General features: G+C 62.6%; 11 protein-coding genes, 1 tRNA gene and 1 pseudogene. 9 read left to right on the top strand and 4 right to left on the bottom strand.

The window, feature by feature from the left end; translation table 11 throughout:
* Positions 1 to 4: 4 nt before the first annotated feature.
* Positions 5 to 1,441 carry a DUF1254 domain-containing protein gene (locus RB623_RS15645; protein ID WP_308057801.1) on the bottom strand — a complete coding sequence of 479 codons (1,437 nt, stop codon included), beginning with the start codon at positions 1,439 to 1,441 and terminating at the stop codon, positions 5 to 7.
* 187 nt (positions 1,442 to 1,628) lie between these two features.
* Here RB623_RS15645 and RB623_RS15640 point away from each other — a divergent pair, with 187 nt between their 5' ends.
* From RB623_RS15640 to RB623_RS15630, 3 genes are all read left to right on the top strand, one after another.
* Positions 1,629 to 1,802, top strand: coding sequence for a hypothetical protein (locus tag RB623_RS15640; RefSeq protein ID WP_308057800.1), 174 nt, complete (start codon positions 1,629 to 1,631; stop codon positions 1,800 to 1,802).
* A gap of 382 nt (positions 1,803 to 2,184) precedes the next feature.
* The gene (locus RB623_RS15635) at positions 2,185 to 2,799 is read left to right on the top strand and encodes a hypothetical protein (RefSeq protein WP_308057799.1); all 615 of its coding nucleotides are present in this window, start codon (positions 2,185 to 2,187) and stop codon (positions 2,797 to 2,799) included.
* 193 nt (positions 2,800 to 2,992) lie between these two features.
* Positions 2,993 to 4,483, top strand: coding sequence for a HAMP domain-containing sensor histidine kinase (locus tag RB623_RS15630; RefSeq protein ID WP_308057798.1), 1,491 nt, complete (start codon positions 2,993 to 2,995; stop codon positions 4,481 to 4,483).
* Between the two features lie 20 nt (positions 4,484 to 4,503).
* Here the strand turns inward: RB623_RS15630 and RB623_RS15625 are convergent, their stop codons facing one another.
* Positions 4,504 to 4,674: a hypothetical protein gene (locus RB623_RS15625; protein WP_308057797.1), complete on the bottom strand. Its 171-nt coding sequence runs from the start codon at positions 4,672 to 4,674 to the stop codon at positions 4,504 to 4,506.
* A 201-nt stretch (positions 4,675 to 4,875) separates the two neighbouring features.
* Between RB623_RS15625 and RB623_RS15620 the strand changes: the two genes are divergently transcribed.
* The 5 genes from RB623_RS15620 (at position 4,876) to RB623_RS15600 (ending at position 9,179) form a co-directional block, all read left to right on the top strand.
* Positions 4,876 to 4,952 (top strand) — tRNA-Arg (locus RB623_RS15620).
* 655 nt (positions 4,953 to 5,607) lie between these two features.
* Positions 5,608 to 6,441 (top strand): aldolase, encoded by an 834-nt coding sequence (locus RB623_RS15615; protein WP_308057796.1) that lies wholly within the window; start codon positions 5,608 to 5,610, stop codon positions 6,439 to 6,441.
* Between the two features lies 1 nt (position 6,442).
* On the top strand, positions 6,443 to 7,024 hold the full coding sequence (locus tag RB623_RS15610) for a D-lyxose/D-mannose family sugar isomerase (RefSeq protein WP_308057795.1): 582 nt from the start codon (positions 6,443 to 6,445) through the stop codon (positions 7,022 to 7,024).
* Positions 7,021 to 7,695, top strand: coding sequence for an HAD family phosphatase (locus RB623_RS15605; RefSeq protein ID WP_308057794.1), 675 nt, complete (start codon positions 7,021 to 7,023; stop codon positions 7,693 to 7,695). Before RB623_RS15610 ends, RB623_RS15605 begins: the two co-directional genes overlap by 4 nt.
* Positions 7,692 to 9,179: an FAD-dependent oxidoreductase gene (locus tag RB623_RS15600; protein ID WP_308057793.1), complete on the top strand. Its 1,488-nt coding sequence runs from the start codon at positions 7,692 to 7,694 to the stop codon at positions 9,177 to 9,179. The genes RB623_RS15605 and RB623_RS15600 overlap by 4 nt, the downstream gene beginning before the upstream one ends.
* Here RB623_RS15600 and RB623_RS15595 read toward each other — a convergent pair.
* On the bottom strand, positions 9,165 to 10,349 hold the full coding sequence (locus tag RB623_RS15595) for an MFS transporter (RefSeq protein ID WP_308057791.1): 1,185 nt from the start codon (positions 10,347 to 10,349) through the stop codon (positions 9,165 to 9,167). The two genes, RB623_RS15600 and RB623_RS15595, sit on opposite strands and share 15 nt — an antisense overlap.
* Positions 10,350 to 10,520: 171 nt before the next feature.
* On the opposite strand from RB623_RS15595, the pseudogene RB623_RS15590 reads away from it, so the two are divergent.
* A pseudogene (locus RB623_RS15590) lies at positions 10,521 to 10,852 on the top strand (transposase); the annotation flags it as partial.
* A gap of 26 nt (positions 10,853 to 10,878) precedes the next feature.
* Here the strand turns inward: RB623_RS15590 and RB623_RS15585 are convergent.
* Positions 10,879 to 11,784, bottom strand: coding sequence for a LysR family transcriptional regulator (locus RB623_RS15585; RefSeq protein WP_308057790.1), 906 nt, complete (start codon positions 11,782 to 11,784; stop codon positions 10,879 to 10,881).
* Positions 11,785 to 12,039 lie beyond the last annotated feature (255 nt).

Raw genomic sequence — 12,039 nt, 5'->3', positions numbered from 1 at the left:
TAATTCAGCTTGCGCGCTCGAGCGGTGGCGCCTTCCAGGTGCCGTTTAGCGCTTCCTCTTTCGGCCAGTAGAGCCGCATGGCCATGAAGAACGGGCCTTCCGGCGCCGGTAGCCAGTTGGCTTCCTTGTCCGCTCCCGGGCTCTCATTTTGGATGTAGAGCGTCAACCCGCCGTCAGCGTCCTTCTTTAGGTCGGGCAGCATGTCCGAATTGATGAGATAGCGGTTCAGCTTGTTGGCCGACAGCAGGCTCTCCGGCATCTTGTACATCGTCAGCGACCAGAAGGCGTTGACCGGCGGCAGTCCGCCCGGCGCGAAGCGCATGGTGTAGCGGTTCGCGCCCGACGTCGGCTGGTGCCCGGCATCGGTGAAGTAGGCGGGATACATCGCCTCCTGTTTGGAGTTGCCATAGATGCCGAGCACCGCGCTCGACATGCGGCTGAGATAGTCGCCGTTCAGATGTTCGCGTGTTCCAAAACCGTCGCCGCTTGTCTTCTTGCCCGTATCGAGTTCGGTTTCCTTGAAGGTCTTGAACACCGCCCAGGCGTCAGCCATGCCGCCTTCAAACGCGGCGCGTGTCTCAGGCGACAGCGCATTCGGGTCGAATGCCTTGCCGCCCTCGATGCCGAGTTTGGCGAAGCGCGCCCTAATGTCGGTCTCGACCGGATTGACCGGGGCGAACTGCAGCAGGAAGTTCAGGACGTCGAAGAATTCCGGCGAGGTCTTCTCCTCGTCGGGCGCCAGCGGTTTCCTGAAATCGATCGCCGGAGCGGTGGCCGGCGCCGGCTGACCGAGGAAGGCCGACAGCGGCTCCACCTTGTAGCCCGCCTGTATCTTCTTGACGTTGTCGATGTCTTCGGGACCGAAGAGTTGCGTACGGTAGAGCACGAACACGAACTCTGTCTCCGAGCGGATGACCTCCTTGACGCCCTCCGGTTTCTCGCCCTGCCAGTTCGGCCCGGCGAGCAAAAAGCTGCCTGCACCGTTGCCCGTCGCGCGGCTGCCGACATAGGCGAAGTTGAAGGTGTACATGTCGATGAACTGCAGGGAATAGTACCGCCCCTTCTCGACCTCCGGCACGGTGAAGACCAGCGGCTCAGTCCTGAGGTCGGCGCCGACATAGGAATAGGGCGTGTCGGAATTGGGCGTCTGGATTGCCGTGTCGTCGGGCGTGTAGACGCGGGCATTGTTGAAGATCTCGTTCCAGGGCGCCTTGTACTCGGGGCCGCCCTTGTCGACGAAATACGAATGCTGGATGCGGTAGCTGTCGACCATCGGGAAGCCGTAGATGTAGGCTTCCTTGGCGATGGCGCGCGCTTCGGCCGGCGAGAGGTCTTGGGCTAGAGACGGCAAACTGTTCGAGGTTGCCGCAGCCAATGAAACCGCGCCGATCATGACAGAGCGCCGCGTCAGGGGCGCGCCACTCAACGACGATATCGTCATGGTCATCTCCGTGAGATTCGCTGTCAACGTATCGTCCACCGTAGCAAACGCAATGGCATCTCATCGTAGCATCCGGCCGCGCAACGCCAAAGTTGGCGACTGGCTGCGAAAGCCCCTGCATTGGTCAATCCCAGGGCGGAGCAGGAGCGAAGCTACCTGCGCGGACCCTAGGATCCATGCCGTAGCGGTGGCGAAGGGCTTCGGCGGCGCCGAAAAGGCAAGCAAAACCGCTCGAAAAAGGGGGATGGAAAATGCGCCGCCTGAAAGAAATTTTTCTGCCGGGGCCGTCTTGCCGTTCGCCAACCCGTTGAAATCGCTCGCAGGCACTCCTTCGACGCAAGCATCTTCGCCAAAAAAATGACGCCGGCCGTCCCCCTCCCCAAAACCACGCGCATACTCGTCGCCAGTTTCTCCTGCGGGAACGCCGATCATGACGGTGTGAAGGCGGGGAGGAACCGGCGCCTCCGGTGCGGGAAGACGTAGCCCGCGCCCGGGGAGGCTTTGTCCGAAGGTCCTCCCTCCGCAACTACGTGCGGTGTGCGCTGGACGACGCGCTTAAGCACGGCCAGCCGAGGCGAAAGCCGGAGCCGGAGCTGTCGCGAAGCAGGACGGGACAGAGCCCAAAGTCGCCGGACGGGCGGCCGCAAGGTCGCAGATTATTTACTAGATGAGCGAGCTTGTGGTCGCCCGTCTTCCCGAGCCTTTTTCAACAACCCGGCCGAAAAGCGCGGGAGCGAGAGCCCATGCCCAGACGAAACCCGCCTCCCCAAACCGTCCCCGACATCGATTTCGACTCGCTGCCGCCTGACGAACGGCGCTGGATGGACAAGCTCGCCGACGTGCCGTGGATCGGTGACACGCCCGACGGCATGACCGAGGCGGAATTCTTCACGCCGAAACCCTACGAGAAAACCGACTGGAGCGATCCCGACATCACCGATGTCTACGAGCACTACAAGATTCCGCCGGCTTATCCGCGGTTTCGCGTCCCTCATGCTCCGCGCTCGCAGTTCAAGACCGAGGAGCACTACCTGGTCGACCGCCGCTTGACGGAGAGTTACTATTTCACCCTCTCGATCTCGCTTGGCGCCGCCCAGCAGGCAGCGAGCCTGCTGGGATTGCACAAGGACTGCAAACGGTCCGCCTGCCGGCGGGCGCGGCGCTGCGTGTCGCGGCGGGCAGAGGACGACTGGACGGTGTTTCCTGGCCCCTGGCTGCCGCCCTGCTGCAACAGCTTTGAGCGCACCGCCACGGTTCGCCACTGGGTCAACGTCAAGATCGAACAGCACAACGAGGGGGTGCGGGACGTGGAAAGGACCGATGAAGCTATGCCGCGCGCCCCGAAAGGGTCGGCATAGCGGATGGCTGTTTCGGCCCCGTCGTCGCGGCATGCCGCCTCCCTCCATCGGCCGGTTTGGCAAACGCGATGCGATCGCCTATCTTTGCCGTGCTGCCCGAATGGTGCCGGCGCATCGCATTCATTGCTTTGCAATCGCCGCTCTCCAATCCGGAGGACATTGCGCGGCGGCTGGACAAGGACCGAACGGCCGCATGAGCGACCGGCAGATTGGGGAAGTCAGGCAAGACACGGCGGATCCGGCGAGGACGGTCTCGCTGGGGCGGCGCCTGTCTGCGAAGCTGCTGGTGCTGACGGCCTGCTTCGTGCTGATCGTCGAAGTGCTGATCTTCGTGCCGTCGATCGCCAATTTCCGCCTGGGCTGGCTGCAGGAGCGGCTCGGCACTGCCGCCGCGCTCTCGGTCGTGCTGGTCGAGGAGGACGCCAACACCCTGTCGCGCCAGGTGCAGGACGACGTGCTGATGGCGATCGGCGCCAAGGCGATCGCCGTGCGTTACGACGGCATGTCGCGCCTGCTCGTCGTCACCGAGGTGCCGCCGGAGGTGGACGAGCATATCGACCTTGGCGACACCAGCCTGGTCGAGGCGATGGCCGGGGCGCTCGACACCCTGGTGTCGGGCGGCAACCGCATGCTGCGCGTGTTCGGCAAGGTCGGCGACAGCAACAAGGAATTCGAGCTGATCATCCCCGACAGCCGGCTGCGCATGGCGATGCTCGCCTATTCGCGCAACGTCGCGCTGTTGTCGCTGCTGATCGCGCTGGTCACCGCCACGCTGGTCTTCTACACCATCGACCGCATCATGATCCGGCCGATCCGGGGGATGACCCGCTCCATGCTCGATTTCTCGCGCCGGCCCGACGACCCCGGCCGCATCATCCAGCCGGATCGGCGCGGCGACGAGATCGGCGTGGCCGAACGTGAACTGGCCGACATGCAGACAAGGCTGCAGAAGACGCTTGGCGAACAGAAGCACCTCGCCGATCTCGGACTGGCGGTCTCCAAGATCAACCACGACATGCGCAACATCCTTGCCTCCGCGCAATTGATGTCGGACCGTCTCGGCGCGGTGAAGGATCCGGCCGTGCAGGCGCTGGCGCCGCGGCTGCTGCGCGCGCTCGACCGCGCCGTGTCCTATTCGGAGGGCGTGCTGGCCTATGGACGCACCCAGGAGCCGCCGCCCGCCCGCCGTCGGCTGCGGCTGAGACAGGTGGTCGACGAGGTCCACAATCTTCTCGGCATCGAGCCGGAGAGCGGCGTCGAGTTCGTCAACGGCGTCGACCCGGCCTTCGAGATCGACGCCGATTCCGAGCAGCTCTTCCGAATCCTCACCAATCTCTGCCGCAACGCCGTGCAGGCCATGGCCGCCGAGACCGAATCGGCCGCCGTCAACCGGTTGAGCGTCACCGCCGAAAGGCTGGGCAGCGTCAGCCGCATCCTCGTCACCGACACAGGCCCCGGCCTGCCGAAAAAGGCGCGCGAAAACCTGTTCGCCGCCTTCCGCGGCGCGGCGCGCAGCGGCGGCACCGGGCTTGGCCTGGCGATCGCCCAGGAACTGGTGCGCGCCCATGGCGGCGCGCTCGAGCTGGTCGAGAGCCGAGGCGGCAGCACGGTGTTTTCGGTGACCATCCCTGACCAGCCGGTGCGCCTCGACGATGCACGCGGCAGCCTGCGCCGGCATGGGTGACGCGTGCGGGTTCGCGCTGGCTATCGGTCGATCGAGCCTGCCAATGGTGGCCGTTCGAGCCGGTGCGCGTCCATGGACTGGCCCCAGCCGCCGGAAGGCCGCTGCGGCGGCACGTTGTTTTCGGCGACGACGCCAATCAGCCGGTCCGCCTCGAAGACCCGCGGCAGCCTGCGCCGGCACGGCCTATTCATTGGCGTTTCGTGGTCAGCCAGCCCGGCTCGACGACGCCCGGCGGGATATGCCTGCATGGATGAGCGGCCCGTATGCCCGATCGCCCGCCGGCAAAAGTTTTCGGGGGCGGCTTGCTTTTCTCGAAACCAGCGATTAGGGACTGTCTCGCTCGCGGCCGACCTGTCGGTTGGCCCTTGCAGGTCGTTTCAGACGGCCCCTGCGCGCCCGTAGCTCAGCTGGATAGAGCACCAGACTACGAATCTGGGGGTCAGGAGTTCGAATCTCTTCGGGCGCGCCATTATTTCAATACCTTAGCACTGCGCTTGCTGGCCTTGACGACGCCAGTTTGCAATCGATTTGCAAACTTTGTGCTCTTTGCGTTCTCGAACAGGCTGACCGCCTCGCTGGCCAAGATGCGCGCTCGCGAGTGGCTTCGTCATTGCCGAGCTGAACCGCCTGACGGGACACGACTCGGGAAAACTCGGGACTTCCTCCAGGAAATCAGCGTTCAATTACGAACGCGAGCCTCGTGAGGAGTCCAAACGCCTACCGCCATTAACCCTATTCCACTGCGGTGTCGACAAACTCCTTCCTCGCAGCGTTTTCACCAGACTCAAGTATCGACAAACCTCCGGTTGCATGTAACTTTTCATAGGTGGTGTGGGGACGGGGGAAGAAGTGACGGCTTCAAGAAAGTTCATGCGACAATGCCTTCGCGCTAGAAATAATGGCGCTCTTGCACCTAGCAATTCTTTGAAGGCCCGATCCAGATGCCTCGCTTGACGGATCGCCGCGTTGCCACCCACCGGCGCCCCAATCCAGGGGAATCGTCGTCCGTCTGAACTATCCCACGGTCCATTCCCCTCCATCGACGCCGCCTTACGTGGCGAAAGCGCGCCCGGACGACAACATTAACGTGCGGAAGCATCGCGCTTCCCAGATCGAGAGAAAAAATGGAAAAGTATCGGCTTCAGCGGTTGTTTCACCCCGTGTCGCAACGCGCCTTGATCGTAGCGATCGATCATGCATTGTTCAACAATACCGCGTTCCTTCCCGGCATCGAAAACATGTCGGACAGTGTCAGGAAAGTAGCTGAGGCCAAGGCCGATGGCGTGCTTCTGTCGGCAGGCGAGGCGCCGCATCTCCAAAGGCTGCCCGGCCGAGGCAAGCCGGGCCTCCTCCTCCGCGTTGACCCCGCCAATTTCTACAACAACGTGGCGCCCGTTTCGCGCTTGCATTGCCGGGTCTACGAAAACGCGGTGGAGATCGCGTTGCGTCTGGATGCTGCCTGCATCCTGCTGAACCTCCTGCAAATCGACGATCACCCGGAAATGCTGAACCAATGCGTAGAAAACATCCTTCGGGTGAAAAACGATTGTGACCGCTATGGCATGCCGATGGCGATCGAGCCGCTGTCATTCAAGACCAGCAAGGACGGCTATGTCGGCGATGGTAACCCGCAGCGAGTGACGACGCTTGCTCGAATGGCCGCTGAACTCGGGGCCGACCTGATCAAGACGGATGCGACGGAGCCGGAGGAGGAGTTTCACCGCGTGATTGAGGCTGCGTCGGGCGTTCCCGTGACAGTTCGCGGCGGCAGCAGGGCCTCCGACAGGGAGGTTCTGGAGCACACAGAGCGGTTGGTCGCTCAAGGCGTTGCCGGATTGATCTACGGAAGAAACGTCATACAGCACGAAAAGCCCGCCGCCATGACGCACGCACTTCAAGCAGTTCTGCATCATGGCAAGTCAGCTGAAGAGGCCCTGGAACTGCTGCGGGCCAACTGAGATGAAGCAGAGCGACGTTAACCGCCTCTGTCGGGAAGCCGACGCCTGTCTTCGCCGGCTGGGTTGGGCGTTGCCGCCCAACGCCCAGTTCGCCGCGACCGACTTCGGCCTCGGCGACTATCGGGCCGCGGGGCTGGTCGAGGTGCTGCTGGCCAATGAACCCGAATATTGCGAGAAGATCATGTATGCCGGCGAGAACATGTCGACGCCGGCGCACACCCACGGCAAGAAGAAAGAAGACATTATCTGTCGGTCGGGCGCGATCCGGCTTACCCTCTGGAACGAAAATCCGAGACTCAACCCTGCCAACGGTTCGGTGTCGGTCCAGATCAACCGGGAAATGCGCACCCTGTCGTCGGGCGAAGCCTTCGTCCTCAAGCCCGGCGAACGCATCACGCTAACGCCCGGGATCTGGCACGAATTCTCGCCGTCTGCCCCGGACACGCTCATCGGTGAGGTGAGCACGTGGTGTGACGAGGCGACCGACAATTTTTTTGCCGATCCGAAGGTCGATATCTTTCATGCGATCGAGCCCGACGAGCCCGCGGAATTTGGCAGTTTTTCAGCGGAGGTTCCCTCGTGAATCAGCGTCCGAAAGCTCTCGTGTTCGATATGGACGGTCTGCTGCTCGATACGGAGGGGGTCTACAAGCGCTCCTGGACGGTCGCAGCCGCGGGTCTGGGCTTCGATCTGACGGATGCCCTGTTCCAGCGCCTCATCGGCATCACCATTGCCGATTGCGAGAAGCGCCTGGTTGAGCATTTCGGGCCGGATTTTCCGCTTGAACGGTTTCGCGGCGATGCCCGGACCGGCTACGAGGACATCATCCTCACCGAAGGCATTCCGCTGAAACCTGGCGTTCACGCCATTCTCGATTGGGCTCGGGAAGCGGGCATTCCCTGTGGTATCGGCACCTCGACGGCTACCGAGGAGGCGCGCAGCCGGCTGATCCACCACGGCATTCAGGATCGTTTTTCCGTGGTGGTCGGCGGCGATCAGGTGAGCCATGGCAAGCCCGATCCGGAAATCTTCCTGAAGGTCGCGCAGGGGCTGGGACAGGGGCCTGAACACTGCCTGGTCTTCGAAGACGCGCATAGCGGCGTCCGTGCGGCCCGTGCCGGGGGAATGTCGGTCGTCCTGGTCCCTGATCTTCTGCCCGCGACGGACGAGATCGCCGCCATGACCAGCGGCGTCTTTCCTTCCCTCAATGCGACTGTCGACTGGCTCAAGACGCTTCCCGAGAGATCCTCATGAAACCGGGTCTCATCGGACGACTGGCTCGCCGCGCAGGCGCGACATCCGACTCCTTGACCCGCCGCCAGTTATTGAAGGGCGCGGCCGCCACCAGCGCCGGCCTGATGCTGGGTGGACGATTCGCCCAGGCCAGGACAAGTGCATCTGCTCCTCACGTCATCATCGTCGGCGCGGGCTTTTCCGGCCTAAGCTGCGCCTTCAAGCTGAGCAATGCCGGCGCCTGGGTAACTGTGCTGGAAGCCCGGAACCGGGTCGGTGGGCGCGTTCTGTCGCTGACGGATTTCATGGAAGGCCGGGTTGTCGAAGGCGGTGCCGAACTGATCGGCTCCAACCATCCGACCTGGATGGCCTATGCCCAGCATTTCGGACTCGAGTTCCGGGATGTCACCGAGCCCGAGAGCGACAAGGCGCCAATCGTCCTCAACGGCATGACGTATGCGGGCGAAGACCTCGAATCGCTCTGGGAGCAAATCGACGATGCGCTTTCGCGCCTCAACGCGGACGCCCGGAAGGTCAATCTGGATCGACCGTGGGAGACCCCCGGCGCCGAGCAGCTCGACAACACCAGCCTGGCGTCGGCGTTTGGCGCCTGGGAAATGGACGAGACGGCGCGTCATGGCGCGCTCACATTGATGGCCAATGACGACGTGCTCTGGCCGGATCGCGCCAGCTATCTGGCCTCCCTGTCCTGCATCGCCGGCGGCGGATACGAGAAGTTCTGGACCGACTCGGAAGTCTTCCGCTGCATTGGCGGCAACCAGCAGATGGCCTTCAGGTTGGCCGGAGCGATCGGCGAGGAGCACATAAGGCTGGGAACGCCGATCACCCGCATCCGGCTTGGCGGACCGGGTGCAGCCGTGGATCTGGCCGACGGAACGACAGTCGAAGGCGATCTCGTTGTCCTGACCGTTCCCCCCAGCGCCTGGAACAATTTCGCGATCGAGCCCGCCCTGCCGCGGGGATATCAGCCCTCCACCGGTCCGGCGATCAAATATCTGTCGAAGGTTTCGAGCGCCTTCTGGGAGAAGCGCGGCCTCGTTCCCGGCTCGCTGACGGATACCCCGGTGGGAGAAACCTGGGAAGGCACGGACGGACAACGCTCCAGCGCGGACGAACCGGCTTGTCTCACCGTGTTCTCCGGAGGCCAGGCAGCCCAGACCTGCCTGGATTTTCCGCCGGAGCAGCGCACGCAGAAATTCCAGGATCAGATCGAGGCGATCTATCCCGGTTATTCGTCAGCCGTCGAAAAGACGATGTTCATGGGCTGGCCGAACGAAAAGTGGACCCAGTGCGGCTATTGCTCGCCAAGGCTCGGCGAGGTCACGTCGATCTATCCCAATCTAGAAAAGGGATTTGAAGACCGCCTGTTCTTCGCCGGGGAATATACCAGCCTGCTGTTTACCGGCTACATGGAAGGCGGTCTCCACAGCGGTGCGAAACTGGCGAAGAAGCTTGCCGCAATGCTGAGCTTACGCCTCGAGTAGCCGTCTCGCGCGTAGGCTGACGAACAGGAGCCCAACCAGCGGGAGCATGAGCAGTGGCGCGATCGCCGACGTGGCGATGCCCCATCGCAAATCGTGCAAATCCCCGACTGCGCCCACGACCCAAGGCATGAGAATGCCACCCGCGTTTCCGAACGCGGCAAGGACTGCAAACATGCTGGCGCCGCCATCGGGATAGCGGTCGGCAGCCACCGCCAGCATTGTCGGCCACAGGCTGCTACCGGCAAATCCGGCGGCGATGCACGCAAGCAGCGCCAAGGTGGGATTTTGCAGGAACGCCCCTAGCAAAAACAAGACGACCGACGTTGCGGCGCCCACCGCCAGAACCGCGTAAGGGTTCACCCGGTCTTCCAGCATTCCGACAGCCATGCGCCCAAGGGCCATCGCGACGGAGAAGAACAGCAGCCCGCTCGCGGCTACGGCGGGTAAAAAGCCAAGCGAAATTTCGGCATACGCCGGCAGCCATTGAGACATACCCAACTCCGTCGCGCCACCGAGGAAGATCGCCAGCAGCGCTGCCAGGAACCAGGCCCTTCGCAAAAGTGCCGACATGGGCGTTCGCCCACTGTCCGCTACCAATGCTGGAAAGCGCATGGGCAGGAACGCCGCCGTCAATCCGAGGGGGAACAAGATCAGCAGCCAGCACACAATTCGCCAATCGATGCCCAGGGCCAGCGCCGTCATGCCGATCAGGACCGTGACCACAGACCCGACGCAAAAATAGGAATGCAGCCAGTTCATCGCGGCCGTCCGTCGCTCGGGATTCAGGGCCGCCACAACCGGGCTCAAGATCATGTCGAGCATTCCTGCTCCAAGCCCCAGTATGAACACCATGACCAGCAATTCACCGTAATCGCCAGCGAGCGCCATGCCGGCAAGTCCGGAGACCATCAAAAGGTTTGCAAGCAGGACGAAAGGCTTCGCCCCGAACCTGTCGGCCACAGGGCCGGTGACGACTATGCCCGCGACGAGCCCGGCAAAGGTCACCGCCCCCAACCGGCCCAGTTCTTCCTGGCTCAAGGGCTGCTCGCCGCCAAACGTGGCGCCGATGCTGGTCAGAAACACGGGCAAGAGATTGACGCCGATCGCCAGGCACATCATCGCCGCGTAACACAAGGCCGTAAGCAGCTTGGGCTGAACGTCTCTCGTCAAGCTATTGCCCCCCGTAACGATAGAAAAAGATTGGGTTCGCGTTCGATCCGCGATGAACTTGCGGAGTGAACGACAGCCGAGCGTCTACTGTGGATGAAGATGCCATGCAACTCAGCACCTGAACCTCCCCGGGTTTGCCGAGGCTCCAACTTTTGAGAAGGTGAAGCCGACCTGAGCAGGACAACGAACAAGTTCTCCCCGGAAGTGCGCCAGCGTGCCGGCTGGTTCTGGATCACGAGCATGAGCATCCCTCCCGCTGGGCTGCGATCGTGTCGATCGCAGCCAAGAGCGGCTGCACGGTTCAGACGCTGAACGAGTGGGTGACGAAGGCCGAGGTGGATGCCGGCAAGCAGGCCGGCGTGCCGTCGGACATGGCCGCGAAGCTGAAGGCCCTTGAGCGCGAGAACCGAGAGCTTGCGCAGGCCAATGAGATCCTGCGCAAGGCGAGCGCACGACGACGACGTTTTTCGTCCCCATCAGGTCGCCCATGGCCCGCTGAATCATCTCGACGTCTGCAGGCGACGAACGACTAACGACCCATCGGGACGTGATAGGTCTGCCGGAAATAGTCGCGAAAGGCCTGCATGGCCGGCGTAAAGGTCACGCCGCGTTTCCATGCGAGTCCGACATCCATTGCCGGGATCGCATCGCTGAGCGTGATCGTCTCGATGCGCCTTCCTTCCAGCGACCAGGGCCGGTGGACCATGTCTGAAAGGATGGCGACGCCCTGACCGTTGGCGACAAGCGAGCGAACGGCTTCCACGGACGACGTGCGCAGCCGGACCGAAGGCCGGTAGGGCGTCTTGCTCCAGTATTTGAGCGAGGTATGCGCAGCCTCGTCGACGGTCAGCATGATGTAGGGCTCGTCCGAAACGTCCTGGAGCCCGACCGAGGCGCGCGCGAGCAACCTGTGACGCGCCGGAAGCCAGAGCCGCCTGCGCGACGACAGGTGGGTTTCCGTGGAAAGGTCCGGATTGTTGGTGTTGGCGGTCAGCATCACGGCGATATCGTACCGATTGGCAAGCAAGCCTTCCTCGATCGCCTCACGGTTCAGTTCAAAGAGCTGGATGTCGAGTTGCGGAAAGTTGCGCCTGAGCCGTTCGAGGTGATGCGGCAGATAGTAGCCGATGACCGTGTAGGATGCTGCGACGCTGAGCGTACCCGCCAAGTCGCTGCCGGGCACGCTGATCCCGGTCATCTCGTCCACCTTGGCCAACACCTCGTAGGCGTGAAACAGCAACTCCCGGCCGGCCGGCGTAAGGTCCATTCCTTGTTGCGAACGCGAAAAGAGGGTCGCGCCGACCTCGGCTTCCAGATCCTTGATCGCGGTGGTTATGGCCGATTGGGAGATCGACAGCGCAACCGCTGCCTGAGAGATCTGGCCGCTCTCGGCTGTGGAAACGAAGTAGCGGATCTGCTTCAGGCTGATCGGCATCGGCTGGGCGCTCCTTCTGAAATTCAGATACGGGCTTGAGTCAATTCCAAAATACAAACCGCCGACGAGGGATTGGCATAACCCGCCAACATTTTAGGCAGAGATCCAAACGCAAAGCCCCACCCTTTGGGCGACTCTCGCTATTTGCGAGGCAAGGTGGCCATCGTAATTTTAGAAGGTCAACCTCAAAGAATAGAATTTTTCAATGCTTCAAACCTCCGCTAACGTTCCTGGAACAAGGGAACAGCGGCGCAA

The sequence above is a fragment of the Mesorhizobium sp. LHD-90 genome (assembly GCF_030929505.1).
In the GTDB taxonomy this organism is placed as follows: Bacteria; Pseudomonadota; Alphaproteobacteria; order Rhizobiales; family Rhizobiaceae; genus Kumtagia.
Note: the sequence above shows the minus strand (reverse complement) of the source record. Positions and strands in the feature narration are given on the sequence as shown.